Raw genomic sequence first — 22327 nt, 5'->3', positions numbered from 1 at the left:
ATAATGGATAAAGCAATTGTCGCAAGAAATATTACAAAAAAGTATAAGTTATATCATGGCACGAAAGAACGTTTATTGGATTTGATTACACCTAAAAGTTTTGGTGAAGATTTCTATGCACTAGCTGATGTAAGTTTTGAAGCAGAGAAGGGTGACATCATTGGATTCATAGGAATTAATGGGTCAGGGAAATCAACCTTATCAAACATTGTAGCTGGAATTGTCCCTGAAACGGCTGGAAGTGTCCAAGTAAATGGTCAAGCGTCTTTAATCGCTGTTTCTGCTGGTTTAAAAGGAGATTTGTCTGGTAGAGACAATATTGAATTGAAACTTTTAATGCTTGGGTTTAATAAAGAGGAAATTAAAAGGTTAGAGCCAGATATCATTGAGTTTGCAGAACTAGAGAAGTTTATCGACCAACCAGTAAAATCATATTCTAGTGGAATGAAATCACGTTTGGGATTCGCTATTTCCGTTAATGTTGACCCAGATATTTTGATTATTGACGAGGCATTATCCGTTGGAGATAAAGCATTTGCTGAGAAAAGCTTAAATAAAATGAGGGAATTCAAAGCCAAAGGGAAAACCATGATTTTTGTTAGTCATTCGATTGGACAGATGAAGGAGTTTTGTGAAAAAATCTTATGGTTGGAATATGGGATGGTTAGAGACTTTGGTAAAGTCGAAGAAGTGATTCCTAAGTATGAGTCGTTTTTAAACAAATGGAAGAGTATGTCAAAGAAGGAAAAAGATGCATACAAATTAGAAGCCTTACAAAAACAACAAGAAGCTTTGAGTATTGTTTAAATAAATATAAAACGAATAATGTTATAAATGAAAAAAATAGATAAACATCAGTTAAAGAGTTAACGTGATAATTTAAATAGAAGCTAACAACTTTTACTTTGTTAGCTTCTATTCATTTGCTAGGTATACTCGTACATTCACGATGTTACAAATTCCCCTGAATTATTTGAAAATACATCATCTACTCCAAACTCCTTGTGAGCTACATGTCTAACTCTATGGCCTTTGCACCTTGTACAATTGCCTTTTGAAACGCAGGAAGGGTATTCTCAGGTGCCTCTGTTAATGAACCGCGATGGGCGAAGTTTAAAGTCAATATAATCAGCTCCCCAATGATAAATGTAGAAACAGTATAACATACTTCGGATTTTAGCTTATATTCAATTACATGTTTTATAAAAATTTGGGAACATTAAATATTATAGGGAATCTTTATGCGTTAAATTTCATTTTATGATGGTGATTTTTATATAAAAGAGCTATAATTTAATGAGGAATGAGAAAGAGTACGACCCATGATAAAAAGAGGTGGGCTAATTGCTTAAAATAATACTATTGGCATCGTTATGTTTAATCGTTTCTCTCATTATTACGCCAATACTTATAAAAGTTGCTAAAAAATTTAATATTACGGACAAGCCGAATAATCGAAAAGTGCATTTAAATCCAATCCCAACACTCGGAGGATTGGCGATTTTTGTCAGTTTTATCATCGGATTACTAATTCTTCAGCCAACGGAGGAATATCACCTTTCCATTGTAATAGGTTCACTTATTATAGTTGCTTTAGGAATTTTCGATGATAAATATGATTTGTCTCCAAGAGTAAAATTCATCACGCAAATAATGGTTGCTTCACTCGTTGTTTTTTGGGGTGGGTTGCAAATTGAATTTATTAACTTACCATTTGGTGGAGAAATCGATTTTGGTTTCGTGAGTCCTATCATTACCATATTGTGGATCGTTGGAGTAACCAATGCGATTAATTTGATTGACGGATTGGATGGTCTTGCAGCAGGGGTATCTTCCATTGCTCTTATAACCATTGCAGGAATGGCTATTATTATGGGAGATATCTATGTAACGACGATGGCACTTATTTTGTTTTTTAGTACCCTTGGCTTTCTTCGTTATAATTTTCATCCAGCCAAGATTTTTATGGGAGATACGGGTGCATTATTTTTAGGATATATGATCTCCGTGCTAGCGCTACTGGGATTTAAAAATATTACATTTTTCTCATTTGTTATTCCAATTTTTATATTGGGGGTACCAATTTCGGATACCTTAATTGCTATGGCACGCAGATTTATTAACGGACAACCAATGTCTAAGCCGGATAGTTCACATTTACACCATCGATTATTAAAAAGTGGATTTACACATAAGCAAACGGTATTGGTCATTTACACATTAAGTGCAATGTTCAGTTCAGCTGCAATATTATTTTCGATGACGACTGTTTGGGGATCGTTTCTTATCTTTTTTGTCGTATTATTTGTAGTGCAAGTATTAATTGAAAACCTAGAATTAATCAGTAGTCAGTATAAACCATTAACCAATTTATATCGGGCGATACGGCATAAACCATAACCATAATAAAAAAGAAGCTGCAGAACTGTCTGCAGCTTCTTTTTTATTAATAGGGTATGCTTTCGCTTGTTGTTTCTGTTGTTGGGCTACCCACGGTAGTTGTTTCCGTTAAGTCAAGATGATCTTGTAACGTGCTTTTCGTTTCGCTTAGTACAAGTTCATTCAATTTCCAATAATAAATGGAACCGGGACGATAGTTTTCCCCTTCCAACGTAATTGTTTCAAAGTCTAGATTTTTTCCTGAAGTACCATAAGAGACAAAGCTTTTCATTTCGCTGAATGTCATATTCGTTGTCATATTACTACCTACAGCTTCAATAACATCATCAATATTTAATAATGAGTTTACTGAAACCGATTTAGCTACAACAGCTTTTATGATTTCTTGTTGCCGTTTACCGCGTTCGATATCACTATCTAACTTTCTTGTCCGTGCTAAGGCAAGTGCTTCTTCACCATTTAATTGTTGTTCACCTGCGAGTAAGTGAATTGCTCCTGCTTTATCTTTTGAATTTTGCTCGGTGAATTCGTAAGGAACATCAACAGTAATTCCACCTACAGCATCTACAACATCAATAAATGCTTCAAAATTAAGTTTTACATAGTAATCAATTGGAATTTCCAAAAGGTTTTCTACTGTTTCAATGGTTAATTTGGTACCACCAAATGCATGTGCATGGTTAATTTTATCTTCATATCCCAGTTCCGGTATATAAACCAATGAATCACGTGGGATGCTGACAAGCTTCACGCTATTTTCCTTCTTATTCAATGTTGCAACCATTAGCGTATCTGTCCTAGAATTATCCGCGTTCTTTCTCACGTCACTTGCATCGATACCCATGATTAAGACAGAAACATTATCTTCGGTTGGGTCAACGACGGTTTGTCTCAACTCTGATTTTTCTCTTCCATCATCCTCATAAGATTCACTTAAGACGGAGTCAGCTTTGATATATAGATAAGATGCATACGATAATATGCCAACAAATGCTATGACTAAAGGAATTAATATAAGGTATACACGTTTACGCAGCTTACGTTTTTTGGTTTTAACCAAACGTGAATGATTTGTTTTATCTTTAGACATTTTCTAATCCCCTTTTATGAATAGGTTTTGTAATTATAAATAAAAACCTAAATAATATTTTACTATGAATCTATGTCCGCGTAAATGTAAATTTGTTACCAATTAACCAGAAGATGTAGGGAACTTTGAGATTTGTAATTTAATAGATTCATATGAAGCAGTTTCATAGTCATTATATTCAAGTATTCCTTGGATATTTCAAATTGCTATTTCGCTTTTCTTTATTCCTATATACATCTTACTAGAAAGTTGTCTATTTTTGTATCTTTATCTTAGATTTTGCGAAATTTTGCAATGAAGGGGTTGTGGTGTTCCTACTGTCTAGGAAAAGTATAAATTCCATACAAAATGGAAATAGATGAAAATAGATAGGAGTGGAACTATGGATAGTGTAATTAGTGTTATTGTTCCAGTTTATAATGTAAAAAAATATGTCGCGAAATGTATCGAAAGTATTATAAATCAAACCTATAAGCATTTAGAAATTTTATTAATTAACGATGGATCTACGGATGAGAGTGGAATGTTATGTGACCTTTATGGGGAGAAAGATCATAGAATTAGGGTCATTCATAAAGAAAATGGCGGCCTTTCTGATGCAAGAAACAAAGGCTTGGAACATGCAACAGGTGAATATATTAGCTTTATAGATTCGGATGATTTCATTCATGAAGTCTTTTATGAAACATTGATGAATTTAATTGTATCAAATAAGGCTGATATTGCACAATGTAATTTCTTGAAGGTATATGAGGAAGATAACGCCATAAGAAGTACAGATGTTGACGAAAAAACTGCCACATACAGTAATATAGAGGCTTTGGATCGACTATATAAAAACATCGTAAAAGTTGTGGTTTGGAACAAATTATATAAAAGAGAATTATTATCGGATATTCAATTTCCAAAGGGAAAGATTCATGAGGATGAATTTACTACATACAGGATATTATACAAAGCTGGAAGAATAGTAACCACTTCTAAGCCGATGTACTATTATTTACAAAGAACGAACAGTATCACTGGTGGGAAGTTCAATGAAAAGCGTCTAGCAACATTAGAGGCATCCAAGGAACAGATTCGTTTTTTTGATCAGAGGAATTTATACAAATTAAAAGATAAGGCAATTATCAGACTGGAGACCAAATTAACTGGTCTAATGAGAGATGTCATAAAGTCGGATAAAGAAAACAAAGAAGAACTCTTTCAAGATCTAAGAAAGTGTTATAAGGATTCTTTCCACTTGTTTCGGGATGAACTAGGGAGTGGGACAGTAAGAAGAAAGCCTTTAATGTACGTTTGTAATTATAGTCCCGATTTTGTTATTAAAATACTTTGTGCGCTATTAGACATAAAATCTATAGGAGTTCAGATTGTTAGAGATAGACCAACTGGAAATGTTGTGAGAAGGGGGGCAAGATATTGAAAGCCATCCTTTCTAAGGTAAAGCATGTAATTCTCAAGCCGTGGAAGATAGTAGAAGTCAATGTAGCTTTGAATAAATTCACAAAGAAAGGTAACTCTCGAAAACTATACCTAATTGGGACTCCAAATCACGGTAATCTCGGGGACCAAGCAATTACTTATGCACAAATACAGTTTATAAAAGATCAATGTAAAGACATCGATCTTTTTGAAATACATTTTAATGATGTGAAGCATTATATCAAGCAATTAACGAAACGTATGAACAAGGAAGATATCATCATGCTTCAAGGCGGCGGGAATTTAGGGGTAGAGTACTTTAAAGAGGAACAGCTAAGAAGAAAGATTATTCGTACCTTTACGGAGCAAAAGGTACTTATTATGCCGCAAACGATTGATTTTGGTTCAACGGATGAAGGGAGGAGGGAGTTAAAGCGGACACAGGAGATTTATAACGCCCACCCAAACCTGGCTGTTGTTGCACGGGAAGAGAAGTCCTTTGAAATGATGAAAAGGACCTTTTATAACAATAGCGTATTCTTAACGCCAGATATCGTGATGTATGTGAATAAAAGTAGACCGAAAGAAGAAAGAAAAGATATCCTTTTTTGCTTTCGGAAGGATAAGGAGAAGGTTGTTAGCGGGCGGATAGAGGACGAGCTATATAAGCTTTTATCGCGCGATTACACGATAAAAGCTACTGATACGGTTGTTCCCTATCGAGTTAATAAAGAAACCAGAGAGAAAGAACTAAATCAGATTTGGTCGATGTTTAGAAAGTCGAGACTTATCGTAACAGATCGATTACATGGGATGCTGTTTGCCCTCATCACATCAACTCCATGTATTGCTTTTAGTAATTATAACTACAAGGTGAAGGGTACCTATAAATGGATTAGCCAATTTTCCTTTATTACATTTGTGGAGAAGGAAGAGGAGGTTTTTCAATTCACCGATAAATTGTTGGAACAACTAGAGGTAGAACAAGAATATAATCATCATTTTGCCATGCCCCACTATGAAGAGATAAGAAAGTTTATCGATAAAAAATAAAAAAATTGATTTAGCTTAATGATAAGGTGATGTATTTGCTAGCTTTTATAGAGAAAAATGTAGAAACAAAGAATGGGCAGCTTGCAATCAACTTGATAAGTAGTGTTGTTGCTTTTGGCACTAATTTAATTATTAACTTCTTCTTGTCACCTTATATCGTGAGAGAACTAGGAGTAGAGGCGAATGGATTCATCACATTAGCCAATAACTTCATAAGCTATGCTTCTCTTGTTGCGATTGCTCTTAATTCGATGGCTGGGAGATTTATTACGATAAAGGTGCATCAGGCTGACTTAGAGGGAGCAAATAAATATTATGCCTCCGTTACGGTAGCGAATATTGCCTTTGCATCAGTAATGCTCATACCAGCGATAGCTACTGTAAATTATTTGGAACATATAATAAATATCTCTACAAATTTATTGTGGGATGTGAAGTTACTCTTTAGTTTCGTATTTATCAACTTTTTATTAAGCACTGCCTTTTCTAGTTGGCATACAGCAACCTTTGTTAGCAACAGGCTATACTTGCAGTCGATTAGAAGAATGCTCTCACAGTTACTCCGTGTCATTGTGATTGTTTGGTTATTCGCCTTATTTCAGCCATCTGTTTATTATGTAGGTGTTGGAACACTAATAGGGACAATCTATTTAACCTTATATTCCCTCTATTATAAAAGAAGGCTACTACCTGAACTACAAATTAGAAAAAGAGATATTGAATTCTCTTACTTAAGGGAATTAGTTTCCTCAGGTATTTGGCAAACTATTCTTAAGGCAGGACAGCTATTGTTAAGTGGGTTAGATTTAATTATTGCCAATCTCTTTATTGGATCGAATGAAATGGGAATGTTAGCTTTAGCGAAGACTGTCCCGTTTGCCTTAACCCATTTGGCTGGAACCTTGGCTTCTGTATTTGCGCCGACGTTAACGATACAGTTTGCGAAAGGTAATTTGGACGAATTAAAGAATGATTTAAAGAAAAGCATGAAGTTTTTAGGAGTCATATTAACAATTCCGTTATCGATTTTGTTTGTGTTCGGCGAGGAATTTTATACGTTATGGGTACCTACAGAGGATGCACAAGTATTACAAGTACTATCTGTCTTAACCATTTTTGGCATGATTTTTACAAGCGGTATTCAAACACTTTATAACATTTTTACGGTAGTTAATCGACTTCGGGTACATGCACTGTTAATGGTTCTGGCTGGTATTGTGAATGTAGTCATCGTTCTCGTATTACTACTAACAACGAATTTAGGTATTTATGCGGTAGCGGCGGTTAGTACAGTTGTTAATTTTTTTCGTAATATATTGTTCACCGTGCCATATGGTGCGAAGTATTTAAACCTAAAGTGGCATACGTTTTTTCCAGAGGTCATTTATTCTGTCATTTGTTCGATACTCTCCGTGTTGATAGGACTTGGTGTAAAGCAATTCTTTGTGATTGATTCCTGGTTCTTATTATCTGTTGCAGCAATAATTACGGCAATTATTGGATTAGCCCTAAATGTATATGTTGTGTTAAACAAAAAGGAAAGGCAGTACCTATATAAAGCAATTACTAGAAGACTGAATAAAAAACAAGACTAATGTGAGGGTTTCATCATTATGAATAAAATGATAATCAACGAAGTGAGGATAATTAACAATCGGATAGAGGTGGATTACACCATTCACGGGGAATGGAAAAGATATTTCCATCCCGAAGAGAATTTCTTCGTGGAGTACTCCAAAACAGTAGACCAAGTTCCTAAAGGCATAATGGTGATCCCCTTCTTATGTAATATCCTCCCGGTTGCATGGGTATTTGATGCAGAAGTGATAGTAGAGGAACTGGACAAGGATTTTTATGAGAGTATAGATGAATTTAAACAAGGATATATCAATATGTATCCAGGTATGGAGTTTATGGGGAAAATAACGGTAAATAATATAAAGACGAATAAGGTGGAGGGAAAAGAGCAATCAGCAGTGTTTTTTAGTGGTGGCGTCGATGCTTATCAGACATTACTAACACATTTGGAAGAGAAGCCAACCTTAGTAACGATATGGGGAGCGGACGTTCCATTAGAAGATACGAAGGGCTGGAAAAAGGTTCAAAGTCATACCATCCAAGCGGCAACAGATAACCATCTCGATTTTGTAAGTATCAGGTCATCCTTCCGTACATTTTTACATGAAGATAATTTAAGTCAATTTACATATCGTAAAGTGGGAGATGGGTGGTGGCGGGGATTCCAACATGGGATTGGTTTAATTGGACAGCTCGCACCATATGCTTTCCAATATAATATCAAAAACATCTATATTGCCTCTTCTTTCTCACAGGAAGAGAAAGGGAAATATACATTAGCATCTGATCCAACAATTGATAATTTTGTCAGATACAATGGGTGTCAGGTTATGCATGACGGCTATGAATTTAACCGCCAAGCGAAAATAAAACGAATTTGCTCGTATGTAACAGATACAGGAAATACGATACAACTCAGAGTCTGCTGGCAGTCCAGTGGAGGCTCTAATTGTTGTCAGTGTGATAAATGTTATCGCACCATTCTAGGGATTCTTGCTGAAAAAGGGAACCCCCATACATTTGGATTTCAGTATAATGAAAAGGATTTTTCGAAAATGATATTTCATATGAGAACGAGAATGCCGATACGCTCTAATTTTAGATATCAGTCCGTACAAGATGCATTTAGAAGAAATTATTCCTTAGCAGAAATGGACCAGCAACTCAGGTGGTTTTATCAATATGATATTCATCAGCGTGTTGGTACACCAACTGAATTTTTGCTCGAGACTTTTGGTAAATTTTTAGATGGCGTGCAACGTATAAAACGCAAGGCAGTAAGAGTAGGCAAAGAGGTCTTTCGTTAAGTCTCTTTTCTAAAGGATTGTTGTTATTGTCATAATAGATATAAACTGCGAGGTAACATCGAACTTAAAAAAATATCTTGCTTGTACTCTCAAGATTAATAAAGAATTATGAATGCCAATACTCAACGGAGCTATCAAGAATGAAATAGAGCAAGATTCTCATGAAATGAACTTGATAAGCTCTCTCAAGATTAAAATAGAGCAAAATTCTCTTCAAATGAACTTGATAAGCTCTCTCAAGATTAAAATTGAGCAAAATTCTCATGAAATGAACTTGATAAGCCTTCTCAAGATTGAAATAGAGCAAAATTCTCATGAAATGAACTTGATAAGCCTTCTCAAGATTGAAATAGAGCAAAATTCTCATGAAATGAACTTGATAAGCCTTCTCAAGATTGAAATAGAGCAAAATTCTCTTCAAATGAACTTGATAAGCCTTCTCAAGATTAAAATAGAGCAAAATTCTCTTCAAATGAACTTGATAAGCTCTCTCAAGAAAATTTCCCAAATTATTGTTAGCTCACAGTTTCTATCAACTGCGATGTTTAAAAAGCAACAAAGTTGAGGAAAAGAGCTTTCGTTAAAAGGAAACTTAACGATTTCTTAAACTAAATATTCTACAACTAATTATGTTTTTCCTCTATACTAGATTTAGTATGATAACAAAAATGGAGTGAAAAAGAGTGAATAAACCAATTAAAGTGATGACTGTTTTTGGTACAAGGCCAGAGGCTATTAAAATGGCACCGCTTATCCAGGAGTTAAACAAACGTTCATCGGAATTTGAATCATTAGTCACGGTAACGGCACAACATCGGGAAATGTTAGATCAAGTTCTTGATATTTTTAGGATCACCCCAGATTTTGATTTAAACATTATGAAAAAGCAACAATCTTTAATACAAATTACTACCCGGGCACTAGAAGGCTTGGATGAAGTATTAAACAAAACAAAACCAGATATCGTTTTAGTACATGGAGATACAAGTACGACTTTTGCAGCATCTATTGCCGCCTATTATCACAAAATTGCTGTAGGGCATGTGGAAGCAGGATTGCGTACATGGAATAAGTACTCCCCATACCCAGAAGAAATGAACCGTCAATTAACAGGTGTGATTGCCGATCTTCATTTTGCACCCACGGAGAAGTCCAAACAAAACCTGATACGTGAAAATAAGTTGGAAGAGCGTATTTTTGTCACAGGGAATACAGCAATAGACGCTTTGAAAACAACGGTGGATGAGAATTACTCCAGTCCTATTCTTGATAGCCTAGGGGATGACAGACTTGTTTTAATGACCGCACATCGCCGTGAAAATATAGGATCCAATATGGAGCAGATGTTTCGGGCAGTGAAGCGGTTGGTTGAATCTCATGATGATCTACAGGTTATCTATCCTGTGCACTTGAATCCCGTTGTTCGGGAGACAGCTAACACGATTCTTGGTAATGACAATCGCATTAAATTAATTGAACCACTTGATGTAGTGGACTTCCATAACTTTGCTGCACGTGCACATCTCATTTTAACGGATTCAGGTGGCGTACAGGAGGAAGCCCCTTCACTAGGAGTGCCTGTATTAGTTTTACGTGATACAACCGAACGCCCAGAAGGACTTGAGGCAGGAACATTAAAATTAGCAGGTACAGATGAAGATACGATTTTTAATCTAGCGAACGAGTTGCTAAGTAATAAAGAAGCTCATGCTAAAATGGCAAAAGCATCTAATCCTTATGGAGACGGGGAAGCTTCCAGAAGAATTGCTGATGCGGTTGTGGAGTATTTTAATAAAAAATAGCTGAAAGTGGGAAGTATATTGAAACTATTATTAATATCAAATATGTATCCCGATAAGGATAACCCAAATTATGGTGTATTCGTTAAAAATACGGAAAATATACTTCTCGACGAAGGCTTTGAAGTAGATAAAGTTGTGTTTTTTAAGCAAAAGGGTCATTTGAAAAAATTACTTTTATATATCATTTATTATATAAAAATTATTTGGAAGGGTTTGTTTTCAACATACGATATTATCTATGTACATTATGCGGCGCATAACTCCTTAGCGTTAAATTTCTTGTATAAGATAAAGCCTGTTAGGATATTTACGAATGTACATGGAAGTGATGTGGTTCCTGAATTCCGTAAGCGTGAGAAATTGCAGAAACATGTTCATACCCTATTAAACCATTCAGATAGAATTATCACTCCTTCCAACTATTACAAAGAGGTCGTTACGAAAAAGTATAATATTGATCCACAAAAGATAAGGGTGTTTCCCTCAGGGGGAATTGATTTTAATACGTTCCATCCATTGGATAAGCGTAAGGCTATGAATAAGTTAGGCCTTTCACATGATGTTAACTACATTGGTTATGTGGGGAGAATTGATGTGTTAAAAGGATGGGATATCTTTCTACAAGCTCTTAAAATGTTAAATGATGAAGGCAAGTTGAAAAATACAAAAGCAATTATGATAGGGAATGGATTGCAAATTCAGAAACTCCATGAACTGATTAATAAAAGTGGATTAGATGATAAGATAGTCTATTTTGATTTTATGAACCAGAATGACTTAAAATATGCATATAATGCAATCGATGTGTTTTGTTTTCCTACAATGAGAGAAGGAGAGAGTCTTGGACTAGTTGGTTTAGAGGCTATGGCTTGTGCGAGGCCTGTCATTGGAAGTGAGATGGGTGGCATCTTGGACTATACGGTAAATGATCTAAATGGTTTCTTGTTTAGGCCTGGTGATCCTAGCGATTTGAAAAACAAAATAGAAAAGTTTATGAAGCTAAGTGATAAGGAAAAGGGAGAAATGTCTATTCAAGCAATAAATACTGCAGAAAAGTATGAATTAGGCAATATAAAACCTATTTTAGTGGATATATTTAGGGCTTAAAACCTTTCATTATGTTTTAAGCCCTCTATATATGGTGAAATTTGATTTTTACTGCATCCCCTCAATCGTAAATGTTGATGAAGCAATTTTATCTGTTCCTATTTTTTGCCTGAATGTTGTTCCGGATACGATTATTTCTGCTTTCTCACCAGCAATTTTAATTTTGGTCGGTCGATTGTATTTTGTCTCCATGACACTAACATGAATAACCTTCCCAACCGTAGGAAATAGCTTTTCTAATTCTGCTTTCGAGATAGAGTAGCTATACCAATTACTGGCATAGTTAGATTGATCATATGGATCTTCTTTTCCGATTAAATATGGCACATGATTCCCCCATACATCTACTGCATCAACGGTATGACCTCCTGCAGATGCAGAATATACGGCATCAATTAATGCTCCGTTGTATAAGACAACTTCTCCTTTGGTATCTGAGATTGCTTGGTTTATTTTAGTGACATATCTTTCTGGTATGCTGTTTGGAACGCCGTTATATACTTGTGATCTAACCGTGTCATATACATCGAAATGCTTGCTTTGATTTCTTTGGATTTCCTTTAATACATACGTTCTCGCTGCTAATGTCTGTACTTTAAATAAATTAAGATTATCCCAGCTTGGAATGATCTCATATGGTACAACGCCTTTAAGGTAATTCTCTACATTTAAATGGTTAACAAGATTAAGTTTATTATCTGTGGTAGAAATGGAGAATGTACCCTCATATTGCTTATTGTTAAAATATAACACGCCCTCTTTCGCTTGAGAAATCTGGAAAGGGGTTGTTAGTTGATAGGTTTTTCCACTATTTTCAATGACAAATTTGCCATTTAGATATTTAATCGTAGTAGTAGTTTGTGGTAAGAATTCCTTGTCACCTACTTGATAAGGCTGATTACTTGAAATGGATAGAACGTCCTTCTTCTCGGCTAATAACACTCGAACGTTTTGGTTGCTTGTATCTCGCATACCTATTCCAGTTCCTGTGTAATAGTACTTTAAAATATCTTCATACGTGTGCCCACTCGCAGCCATTCCATAAGCACCCCATTGTGTCATACCGACGGAGTGACCGTATCCTTTAACAGTTATTCGAAAACTGCTTATCTTTTCGACTACACCTTCACGTGCTGTAATAAGTTTTTGCAGTGTTCTTGCATCAGCAACTCCATTTGGCGTAAGCCCATTTTGTTGTTGAAATTCTTTTACCTTATTTGCTGTTTGTGTTCCGTAATAAGTTGTTGGCTGATCTACCACCTTAAAACCAGCTTCATTTAAATAGGTTTGCAGTAGTCTGACATCTTCACCTGTTGTTTCTAGTTGCATGATACGCTTGAAAGGAGCTGGAATCGCTTCACCCATAACTTCCTGTAATTTATCGAGTGTTTCCTTACCAGCAATCCCATCAACTGTTAAATTATATCTCCGTTGGAATTCCTTTACTTTACTCGCCGTAACTGGGCCATAGAAGTCTGTTGGATTATCGGATACCTTTATTCCAATCGATTCTAAATCTATTTTGAGTTGGATCACCTTATCGTGGTATACACCATCTTTTAAAACAATATCTGTCTGATTATCGGTTTCCGCATTTCCAGCAACAATGCCCTTTAATGTATTAATTGTATTACTATCAGCCATACCAGTGACTGTGAGCCCGTATTTTCGTTGGAATTCCTTTACTTTTTCCGCTGTAATCTGCCCATAATAATCGGTTGGATTGTTGGATACTTTCAATCCTACTTTCTCAAGATTCATCTTGAGCTCGATTACCTCTGGACGGTAATCTCCAACTTTCAAAACAGAGATCACTTCTCCTAATTTTTCTAATGTATTAGGACCTGCTATCCCATCAGCTACTAGTCCATACCGCTTTTGAAATGCTTTAACGGCATCTGCTGTAACTGGCCCGTAGTAATCGGTTGGGTTATCTGAAACGTTGAACCCAGCTTTTTCAAGGTCCATTTTTAACTGGATTACCGACCGATGGTATGTCCCTTCCCGAAGGATAGTAGATGATTCTGTTTCACGAACAGCCTCCTGAAGTGTTTGCAGTGTTGTTTGATTGACGACGCCAGTTTGATTAAGATGATAGGCTTTTTGAAATTGCTTTACTTTGTCTGCTGTAACTGGCCCATAATAATCCGTTGGGTTATCAGAAACCTTAAAACCAACCTTCTCTAAGTCTTTTTTAAGCTGAATTACCTCTTTTTTGTAATCGCCAACACGAAAGTTAACTGTATCTTGAGTCACTGCAGTTCCGAGTACTTCCAACTCCTGCCCAACATAAATCGTATCACCTGTAAGCCCATTAGCTGATTTTATTTGATCTACAGTTACATTAAATGCATTCGCAATTTGAGATAGCGTATCACCAGCCTGGACCGTATATGTGCTTCTATCCACTACAGGTGCTTGACTAGGCTCAGTTGCAGGTTCTGACGTTTCGTTCCCTGTTGCTTGATTCTCATCAGTGGGAGATTCCATTTCCGGGTCTTGATTTACTGGATTAGTACTCGGTATCAATAATTTTTGATTAACATAGATCATATCGCTAGTCAGTCCGTTAGCATCTTTAATTGCGTCTATCCCAACATTAAATTTATTCGCAATCTGTGAAAGTGTATCACCAGCTTGAACCGTATATGCACTGACTTCTACTTGTTCTTGCTGATCTTCCTCGGCAAATACTTGCAATGGTATAGTCGTAAGAATAAGGCTACCAAATGCTACTTTCACAAGCCCGCCTTTTACGCTAGGTAGGTGGGATGAAACATAGCTTCTAGCTTCATTTTCAAGCAGCCATTTTTTACTTTTCGCGAGGAATTCCCCACTGAATTCCTCGGTTCCATAGCGTTTATCCACATATAAAGTCACAATTATTTCATTATTTTTTTCCTCAATGGAATGGTTAATAAATAAGCTCATACAGACACTCCTAAGCATAACTTTACGGATAGTATTTGTAATTTTTGCTGGTTCATTCTGTGGGGGATAAACAATTATGTCTATGAACGATGCGTGAAGACAAATCAGTTAGTCTGACTTCAACGACCAGTGCACCATTTACTTTCGCTCCCTCAAGTTTAAATGATTAATAACTATCAGACATAAAAACCAATTGATTATCAATTATCAAAATGCTATAGTAAAATTACAGAATAAAGGAAACATTCGAAAGGGACAAAAGATGGAAAAGCAAGCAAACGCAGTAAAGCCAACACTTCGTATGCAACAAAACAAACAAAGTTTAACGAAATCGGAGCATAAGATATTCGATTATATTCAACATCATAAAGATCAGGTGATTTATCATTCCTTAACAGAGTTATCCGATGCGAGTGAGGTGGCAGAAGCAACGGCATTACGCTTTTTTCGGAAGCTAGGATATAAAGGATTTCAGGATTTCAAGCTTTCATTTGCACAAGAGGTAACACGTGAAGCCAAACCTGAAAATGAAGCGACATTTGTTGAGAAGGTAAAGGATAATGTGATGCAAGCGCTAGAAGAATCCTATGAATTGGTTGATTTAGAAGAATTGCAAAAAGTAATTGATGTGATCAATGCTTCGAGTGATGTTGTTATATTTGGAATCGGGGCTTCTGGGATAGCGGCTTTAGATATGCAGAACAGGCTTATGCGTATTGGGAAGAATGTTCAAGTTGTAACGGATTCACATGCCCAGATTATGCGGGCAACAACATCTGATCACAATACAGTAGTGATTGCGATTAGTTTAACGGGAAGCACGAAGGATATCGTTGATTCCGTAAGCATTGCAAAGGGTAAAAATGCGCAGGTAGTTGTTTTAACGAATTACATAAAATCGCCTTTAACGAAGTTCGCGGATCACGTCTTACTTTCATCTGCAAAGGAGAGTCCGATTGACAGAGGTTTGTTGGTATCGAAAATTTCGCAACTATTTCTCATCGATTTAATTTGTACAGGGATTACAATAAAAAATAACGAGCAAGCAGAGAAAACCAAAATGGAGATAATTAAAAACACAGCAAGTAAATTGTATTAGGGAGGAAGGAAGGCCCATGGGCAGGTCACTTTTCATAAAAAATGCCAATATATATACAGAAAATCAACTTGTAAGGGGATCACTACTATTAGAAGATGGAAGAATCTCAGCAATATATGCAGATGAATTACCTGAGTTGCCTAAAGATGTAGATGTAATTGACGCTACAAATTTGAACGCTATCCCAGGATTCATTGATGGACATATTCATGGTGCAAACGGTGCAGACACGATGGATGCTACAGAAGAAGCGCTTGATCGAGTAGCGAGTATTTTGCCAAAGGAGGGCACGACAAGTTTTTTGGCAACAACGATTACCCAGTCACCTGAGAGCATTGAGAAGGCACTAGAAAATGTTGCAGCCTATGAAAATAAACCGAGGCATGCACAAATAATCGGTGTGCACTTAGAGGGGCCTTATGTTGAAAAATTGAAGGCTGGTGCACAACCTGTTCCATACATAACGAAGCCGAATATCGAGCAATTTAGCAAGTGGCAGAAATTATCTGGAAATAACATCAGGACCATTACAATGGCACCAGAACATGATGAAGATGGATCTTTTATTCCATACTTAATTGAAAACGGTGTCAACGTATCTGCTGGGCATACTGATGTTGATTTTACTGGAATGAAAAAGGCGGTCGCAAAAGGTGTGCGCCAATTAACGCATCTATGTAATGCGATGAACGGGATTCATCACCGTGACATCGGGGCGGTCGGAGCTGCGTTCGTGCTGAAGGAATTGGGAGCGGAACTGATAGCTGACGGGGTACACGTCGCTCCTGAAATGCTACAACTTATATACAATAATATGGGAAGTGAAAGAATCATCTTAATCACCGATGCAATGCGGGCGAAAGGCTTACCTACAGGTGATTATGAACTTGGGGGCCAACCAGTAAAGGTAGCTGATGGTCGTGCAGTTCTTGAAGACGGGACACTTGCTGGGAGTATTTTAAAAATGGATGATGGCGCACGCAGAATGCTTGGTTTAGAAGGAGTAACAATGGAGGATATCCTGCAAATGGCATCCGTAAACCCTGCAAAGCAAATGGGGATGTATGACAGAAAGGGAAGCATTGCGATAGGGAAAGACGCAGATATTTTACTTGTTGATAATGATTTGAATATAAAATACACCATTTGCCGTGGTGATATTGCGTTTAGAGGAGAGTAGCTCAAATGGAGAGTATCAGATTAAGAGACTATGAAGCGATAAGTGAACATGCATGTGATTTTTTAATTAGCTTCAGAAATTGAGTCATCTTGTGCTGAGGACTAGCCAGAGGGTTAACTCCAGAGTGTTTGTACAAACGTTTGATTGAAAAATATAACAAAGAAAAAGTATCTTTTAAAGATGTTTCAAGCTTTAATCTAGATGAGTATGTTGGTTTGTCTAGGGGAAATCCTATTGGCTATCAATTTTATATGTATGATAAATTGTTCCGTCATATCGATATCTTGAAGGGAATGCCCATCTGCCCAAAGGGATTGCAGAGGACCTGGAGGAAGAATGCCGTATCTACGAGAGGTTAGTTCTGGAAGCAGGCCATGTGGATGTGCAAATTTTAGGATTAGGATTGAATGCACATTGGATTTAATAAGCCTGGTACAGCTTTTACAAGTAGAACCGATGTTGTCGCATTAGATGATTCCACCGGAAAAGCCAATGCAAGATTTTTCCCTTCCATCGATGAGGCTCCGACAAGGGCAATTACTATGGGATTGAGACCATCATGGATAGCAAGGAGATTGTGTTGCTGGTTTCTGGAGAGAGTAAGGCAGAACTGGAGCGTGTGGACGAGTCTCTCGCTTCAATTCAGTTCAGTAGTTCCTGTGAATAGAATTCATTAGTTAGATAGCAGATTTCAAAAAGTTAGTAGATTAGTGTATTATCGAAAAACTATAACGGAGAATTAATGTTTTTAGCACCATTATCATAAGCGGAAAAATCCCGCTACTATTAGAGGAGGATTTTATAATGCAATTACAAAATATTATTCAAGAAAAGGAACGTCTTTTTTTCGGTAGTGAGGTACCAGAAGTTTATGAAACTGACTTATTTGTTAAAGGTGTTGCAAAAGTACATGCAGTAGTATTACCGGAAACAACAGAAGAAGTAGTGGCATTGGTTCACTATGCAAATGAGAAAGAACTTTCTATTATTGCCCGTGGAGGGGGAACAGGTGTAGCTGGAGCTCAAGTTCCGATTACAGGAAATGAATTAATTATTGATGTTCATTTAATGAATCATATCCTTGAGTTAGATGAAGAGACAATGACATTATCTTTGGAACCGGGTGTACAACTACAAGAGATTCAGGAGTTTGTAGAAAGTAAAGGATATTTCTATCCACCGGATCCAGGTTCTAAACATTCGACCATTGGTGGAAACGTTGCCACGAATGCAGGTGGGATGCGTGCAGTTAAATATGGAACGACAAGAGATTATATTCGTGAATTAGAAATTGTACTTCCAACTGGTGAAGTGGTGAATTTAGGTAGTCTTAACATAAAAAATAGTTCTGGATATGACCTAAAAGATCTCTTTATTGGTTCTGAAGGTACATTAGGAATTACGACAAAAATAAAATTAAAAATTTTACCATTACCTAAATATAAGCAATCTGTTTTGTTAGCCTTTGATACTTTAGCTGAAGCGACAGACGGTGTATTAACTATATTAAAGAGCGGCATAGGTCCAACAGCTTTAGAAATGTTTGAGAAAAGTACCATTGAATATAGTGAAAAATTTTCAGGTTACAAATTACAAAGTCAGAAGGGACACGCGTATGTATTAATGACCATTGATAGCAATGATGAAGGGGCAATTTCGAACAAGGTTGAAACCTTAAATAGTATTTTAGAAACCAAAGTTTTGGAAATCGTTCCACTAACAACACCAGAAGAGGAAGATAAGGTTTGGAAATTACGAGATAATATATTAGTAGCACTTATGGAGTTTACGGAATATGAAATGTTGGATGAAGTTGTACCAATTAATAGATTCGCTGAAATGATTGAATACACAAAAGAATTACAAGAGATACATGGACTTTCAGTAATTAATTTTGGACATGCAGGTGATGGAAACATTCATACGGTGCTGATGAAAGAAAATTTAGATGAAGAAACATGGCAAGCGAAACGTGAAGCATTATTAGATGATTTATATCAAAAAGTTGCCGAACTAGGTGGCCGACCTTCTGCAGAACACGGAATTGGAATCATTAAGAAATCCTATTTCGAAAAAATGAGCGATAATATTGAAATAGAATTAATGAAGAAAATAAAAAACGCCATCGACCCCAACAATCGTTTGAATCCAGGAAAATTATTCTAGCGCACATTCAATGGGGATGTGAACCATGTCCAATGGAAAGTTTAAGGGCAATAAGAAGTTTTGCTAAAAAAGGCATAACTAACAGATTTTATCTAGTTAGTTATGCCTTCTTCTTTTATATTCACATGTAAATAAACCTTTTCATGCAAATAACAAGGCATTCATAAATGATTAGCATATAGGTTTTAAAATATAAATACAATATATTTTATAAATTAACGAAATTATATTTCAATTTTAGTCTATTTATGTTATATTGTTTCTATAAATTCTAAATGCTTTTTAGAAGATAGTATAGAATAATCATTTATAGCAGTAAATGAAAATAGAATGGCGTTTCTACGAACAATAATGAAAACGCTAACAATAATATAAAGGAGGGGGGATTTAGTGAAATTAAATTTCATAGGTTATATAGGGAATTAATCGAAGGATTGAAATTGATTAAGATGAATTGGAAAGTAATGTAGGTTATCCAATTTATCATAGAAATGTGACGGCAAATTAACTTATCATAGATGCCGAGTAAGGTAATCTGATATGAATTGAAATTAAATTACAATTTATTGATAATATTTTTAAATTTATATTTCAAATCAAAATATTCTGTGTTATATTATTCAGTAACATCATGCTTATTAATTAATCGCTTTCAAAAAAAGAAAACGCTTAATTTAAATATTTTACCCAAATTAAATAAGTGATAGTTAGCATGAGATTATTTCTTAGGAGAGGTGTAATGAAAATGGATAAGAAAAAACATTTAGTTGTTGTCGGAGCTCACTGTGGTGATGCAGAAATTCAAGCAGGAGCAATTGCACATAAATATGCAAAAGCAGGATGGGATGTAACATTCTTACATTTAACAGCAGGGGAAAAAGGAAACCCGCCACATATTTCAGTAGAGGATTATACGAAGCAAAAAATTCAGGAATCTGAAAAAGTTGCAGAAATTTTAGGGGCTAAAAGTATTACATTAGACTACAAAGATGCTGAATTAGAATTTAATGATGAAATTATTACACATATTGCAACATTAATGCGTAAATTAAGACCGACTGTAGTTATTACACACTGGGTAAACAGTATTCATCCTGATCACGCACTTTGCCCAAGATTGGTAGAAGCTGCTCAGTTAAAGGCTGGTCTTCCAGGATTTGATTTAGAAGGATTAGCACCTCATTATTATCCGTTCTATCATAGTGAAAATTGGGAAGATATGGAAGGCTATAATCCTGATATTTTCGTTGATGTATCAGAAGAATTTGATACATATTTAGAAGCGTTATCCAATTATTGGTTTATCATGAACTCTTCATCCTTCCGTTACTATGATTATTATAAGGCATTGGGTACAGTAAGAGGTTGTGTAAGTCGTGTACAATATGCGCAAACACTTAAATTCCCAACCGGAGGAAATGTACGAAGAGGCGGGTTCATCCCAGGGTATGAAATCTAAAATGTTTCTAATTAGAAGGGAGGATAGACATGGAATCTAGTAATCTAGCGAAAAAAGTAGGGCAATTATTAGTCGTTGGTTTTGATGGAAAGACCGTTCCTGAGGAGATAAAGGACATGATACATAATTATCATGTAGGTGGAATAATTTTATTCGGTCGTAATATAGGAACACCTTTAGAAATCCTTCACTTAACAACATCATTACAACGTGAGGCGAAAGAAGCGGGGTATAAATACCCTCTCTTAATCTGTATGGATCAGGAAAATGGTGTTGTAAGACGATTAGGAGATGGGGCGACAATTTTTCCGGGTGCAATGACATTAGGTGCAACAGATAATCCAGACAATGCTTATAAAATTGGTCTAGCAACTGGAAAAGAACTAAAAGCATTAGGAATAAATTGGAATCTAGCACCAGTTCTTGATGTAAATAATAATCCCAATAATCCTGTAATTGGCGTTCGGTCATTCGGAGAATCTCCTGAAAAAGTTACTAGGTTTGGACAGGCTGCCATGAAGGGAATGCAAGATGCTGGAGTTATTACTACATTAAAGCACTTTCCAGGTCATGGGGATACAAGCGTAGACTCTCATTTAGACCTTCCAGTTATCTCTCATGAAAAAGAAAGACTAGATAAAATTGAATTACTCCCGTTCAAAGAGAGTATCAATGCTGGTGCCGATACAGTTATGTCTGCACATGTATACTTCCCTTCTATTGAAAATGAAGCAGATGTACCTGCGACACTTTCTAAAAAAGTTATAACAGGGCTATTAAGAGAAGAACTTGGATTTGATGGTGTTGTTACAACGGATTGCATGGAAATGAATGCGATTGCTAATGGAATTGGAACCGAAAAGGGCGGAGTTGCTGCAATCAAGGCAGGCGTTGATTTAGTTATGATTTCACATACACATAAGAAACAAGTTGGGACGATCAAGGAAATCTTAGAATCCATCACTAAAGGAGAAATATCAGAGGAAAGAATTAATCAATCTAATCAACGGATAAATGACCTTAAAGACAAATATGTAAACTGGAATAATATTTCTTTAGACGAGAATCAAAGCGTTTCAACAATAGTTGGTAGCAATGAACATAAAGAACTTGCTTATGAGATTTATAGAGAAAGTGTAACCATTGTGAAAAATGAAGATGTATTTCCACTTGTCGGTAATCAACGTATTCTTGTCATCCATCCGAATAATGGAACAACGATGCAAGTAGAAGACAAGAGATATGCTAATTTGTCCTTAGGGGCAGCTATTCAAGAACATGACCAAGATGCAGATGTACTACAAATAACAAATGCGGCAACGTTAGAAGAAGTTGAGTCAATTATTAATCGGTCACAAGACTACGACGCATTCATTGTTGGTACATTAACTGTTTCTCCGGGAAGCAAGCAGATTATCCTAGTTGAAAAATTACTTGAAACAGGTAAACCGGTTATTGTTATCGCGATGAGGAGTCCTTATGATCTGAAATATTTCCCTAATGTACCAGCATACATCAATACGTATGAATTTACTTATCCAGCATTAAAAGTAGCTGCGGGTGCCATCTTTGGGAAAGAAATTGTAAGTGGAAGGCTTCCGATTAAGATTGTATAGATTTCATGGGATAAGAAAAGAATTTGTTTAATCTTAACCTCCAAGAAAGGGGTTGTATCATAAATGGCGGAAAACACCATTTCTAGTAGTCCTCCTAAAAAAAGAAAATATAAT

At 36.0% G+C, this 22327-nt stretch carries 17 protein-coding genes; 14 read left to right on the top strand and 3 right to left on the bottom strand.

Annotated elements, in window-relative coordinates; genetic code table 11:
• Positions 1–3: 3 nt before the first annotated feature.
• Positions 4–807: a teichoic acids export ABC transporter ATP-binding subunit TagH gene (gene tagH, locus D8M05_RS09460; RefSeq protein ID WP_121131138.1), complete on the top strand. Its 804-nt coding sequence runs from the start codon at positions 4–6 to the stop codon at positions 805–807.
• A 202-nt stretch (positions 808–1009) separates the two neighbouring features.
• Here the strand turns inward: tagH and D8M05_RS09455 are convergent, their stop codons facing one another.
• The gene (locus tag D8M05_RS09455; protein ID WP_121131135.1) at positions 1010–1123 is read right to left on the bottom strand and encodes a glycerophosphodiester phosphodiesterase family protein; all 114 of its coding nucleotides are present in this window, start codon (positions 1121–1123) and stop codon (positions 1010–1012) included.
• 221 nt (positions 1124–1344) lie between these two features.
• On the opposite strand from D8M05_RS09455, the gene D8M05_RS09450 reads away from it, so the two are divergent.
• Positions 1345–2400, top strand: coding sequence for a glycosyltransferase family 4 protein (locus D8M05_RS09450; protein ID WP_245985277.1), 1056 nt, complete (start codon positions 1345–1347; stop codon positions 2398–2400).
• A gap of 46 nt (positions 2401–2446) precedes the next feature.
• On the opposite strand, the gene D8M05_RS09445 is transcribed toward D8M05_RS09450, so the two are convergent.
• Entirely contained in the window at positions 2447–3490 is a 1044-nt protein-coding gene (locus tag D8M05_RS09445; RefSeq protein WP_121131132.1) for an LCP family protein, read from the bottom strand.
• 382 nt (positions 3491–3872) lie between these two features.
• On the opposite strand from D8M05_RS09445, the gene D8M05_RS09440 reads away from it, so the two are divergent.
• The 7 genes from D8M05_RS09440 to D8M05_RS09410 all read left to right on the top strand — a co-directional run bounded on the left by D8M05_RS09440 (position 3873) and on the right by D8M05_RS09410 (position 11762).
• Positions 3873–4916, top strand: a complete 1044-nt coding sequence (locus D8M05_RS09440) for a glycosyltransferase (RefSeq protein ID WP_183072750.1) — start codon at positions 3873–3875, stop codon at positions 4914–4916.
• Complete coding sequence (locus D8M05_RS09435; protein WP_183072749.1) at positions 4913–5968, top strand: polysaccharide pyruvyl transferase family protein; 1056 nt, start codon at positions 4913–4915, stop codon at positions 5966–5968. The genes D8M05_RS09440 and D8M05_RS09435 overlap by 4 nt, the downstream gene beginning before the upstream one ends.
• 35 nt (positions 5969–6003) lie before the next feature.
• Positions 6004–7563 carry an oligosaccharide flippase family protein gene (locus D8M05_RS09430; protein ID WP_183072748.1) on the top strand — a complete coding sequence of 520 codons (1560 nt, stop codon included), beginning with the start codon at positions 6004–6006 and terminating at the stop codon, positions 7561–7563.
• 18 nt (positions 7564–7581) lie between these two features.
• Entirely contained in the window at positions 7582–8853 is a 1272-nt protein-coding gene (locus tag D8M05_RS09425; protein WP_121131120.1) for a hypothetical protein, read from the top strand.
• 112 nt (positions 8854–8965) lie between these two features.
• Positions 8966–9418, top strand: coding sequence for a hypothetical protein (locus D8M05_RS09420; RefSeq protein ID WP_121131118.1), 453 nt, complete (start codon positions 8966–8968; stop codon positions 9416–9418).
• 118 nt (positions 9419–9536) lie between these two features.
• Positions 9537–10655 carry a non-hydrolyzing UDP-N-acetylglucosamine 2-epimerase gene (wecB, locus tag D8M05_RS09415; RefSeq protein WP_121131115.1) on the top strand — a complete coding sequence of 373 codons (1119 nt, stop codon included), beginning with the start codon at positions 9537–9539 and terminating at the stop codon, positions 10653–10655.
• A gap of 18 nt (positions 10656–10673) precedes the next feature.
• Positions 10674–11762, top strand: a complete 1089-nt coding sequence (locus D8M05_RS09410; RefSeq protein WP_121131112.1) for a glycosyltransferase family 4 protein — start codon at positions 10674–10676, stop codon at positions 11760–11762.
• 48 nt (positions 11763–11810) lie between these two features.
• On the opposite strand, the gene D8M05_RS09405 is transcribed toward D8M05_RS09410, so the two are convergent.
• Positions 11811–14693 (bottom strand): peptidoglycan-binding protein, encoded by a 2883-nt coding sequence (locus D8M05_RS09405; RefSeq protein WP_183072747.1) that lies wholly within the window; start codon positions 14691–14693, stop codon positions 11811–11813.
• 262 nt (positions 14694–14955) lie between these two features.
• Here D8M05_RS09405 and D8M05_RS09400 point away from each other — a divergent pair, with 262 nt between their 5' ends.
• From D8M05_RS09400 to nagZ, 5 genes are all read left to right on the top strand, one after another.
• The gene (locus tag D8M05_RS09400) at positions 14956–15792 is read left to right on the top strand and encodes a MurR/RpiR family transcriptional regulator (RefSeq protein ID WP_121131106.1); all 837 of its coding nucleotides are present in this window, start codon (positions 14956–14958) and stop codon (positions 15790–15792) included.
• 16 nt (positions 15793–15808) lie between these two features.
• Positions 15809–16972 carry an N-acetylglucosamine-6-phosphate deacetylase gene (gene nagA, locus D8M05_RS09395; protein ID WP_121131104.1) on the top strand — a complete coding sequence of 388 codons (1164 nt, stop codon included), beginning with the start codon at positions 15809–15811 and terminating at the stop codon, positions 16970–16972.
• Positions 16973–17776: 804 nt separating this feature from the next.
• Complete coding sequence (locus D8M05_RS09385; RefSeq protein ID WP_121131101.1) at positions 17777–19138, top strand: FAD-binding oxidoreductase; 1362 nt, start codon at positions 17777–17779, stop codon at positions 19136–19138.
• Positions 19139–19877: 739 nt separating this feature from the next.
• A complete protein-coding gene (locus D8M05_RS09380) occupies positions 19878–20597 on the top strand; it encodes a PIG-L deacetylase family protein (protein ID WP_245985276.1) in 720 nt (239 codons plus the stop codon).
• Between the two features lie 29 nt (positions 20598–20626).
• Positions 20627–22213 carry a beta-N-acetylhexosaminidase gene (nagZ, locus tag D8M05_RS09375; protein WP_121131098.1) on the top strand — a complete coding sequence of 529 codons (1587 nt, stop codon included), beginning with the start codon at positions 20627–20629 and terminating at the stop codon, positions 22211–22213.
• Positions 22214–22327 lie beyond the last annotated feature (114 nt).

Source organism: Oceanobacillus bengalensis (genome assembly GCF_003628445.1).
Classification (GTDB): domain Bacteria; phylum Bacillota; class Bacilli; order Bacillales; family Amphibacillaceae; genus Oceanobacillus; species Oceanobacillus bengalensis.
The sequence above is the reverse complement of the archived record's forward strand: the minus strand, read 5'-3'. Positions and strand labels throughout refer to the sequence as shown.

What these genes read in the sequence shown, in the direction of transcription:
- D8M05_RS09385 (WP_121131101.1), top strand. Translation starts at nt 17,777, where the DNA reads ATGCAATTACAAAATATTATTCAAGAAAAGGAACGTCTTTTTTTCGGT.
- D8M05_RS09440 (WP_183072750.1), top strand. Translation starts at nt 3,873, where the DNA reads ATGGATAGTGTAATTAGTGTTATTGTTCCAGTTTATAATGTAAAAAAA.
- tagH (WP_121131138.1), top strand. Translation starts at nt 4, where the DNA reads ATGGATAAAGCAATTGTCGCAAGAAATATTACAAAAAAGTATAAGTTA.
- D8M05_RS09380 (WP_245985276.1), top strand. Translation starts at nt 19,878, where the DNA reads ATGAAAATGGATAAGAAAAAACATTTAGTTGTTGTCGGAGCTCACTGT.
- D8M05_RS09405 (WP_183072747.1), bottom strand. Translation starts at nt 14,693, where the DNA reads ATGAGCTTATTTATTAACCATTCCATTGAGGAAAAAAATAATGAAATA.
- D8M05_RS09420 (WP_121131118.1), top strand. Translation starts at nt 8,966, where the DNA reads ATGCCAATACTCAACGGAGCTATCAAGAATGAAATAGAGCAAGATTCT.
- D8M05_RS09400 (WP_121131106.1), top strand. Translation starts at nt 14,956, where the DNA reads ATGGAAAAGCAAGCAAACGCAGTAAAGCCAACACTTCGTATGCAACAA.
- D8M05_RS09425 (WP_121131120.1), top strand. Translation starts at nt 7,582, where the DNA reads ATGAATAAAATGATAATCAACGAAGTGAGGATAATTAACAATCGGATA.
- nagZ (WP_121131098.1), top strand. Translation starts at nt 20,627, where the DNA reads ATGGAATCTAGTAATCTAGCGAAAAAAGTAGGGCAATTATTAGTCGTT.
- D8M05_RS09445 (WP_121131132.1), bottom strand. Translation starts at nt 3,490, where the DNA reads ATGTCTAAAGATAAAACAAATCATTCACGTTTGGTTAAAACCAAAAAA.
- nagA (WP_121131104.1), top strand. Translation starts at nt 15,809, where the DNA reads ATGGGCAGGTCACTTTTCATAAAAAATGCCAATATATATACAGAAAAT.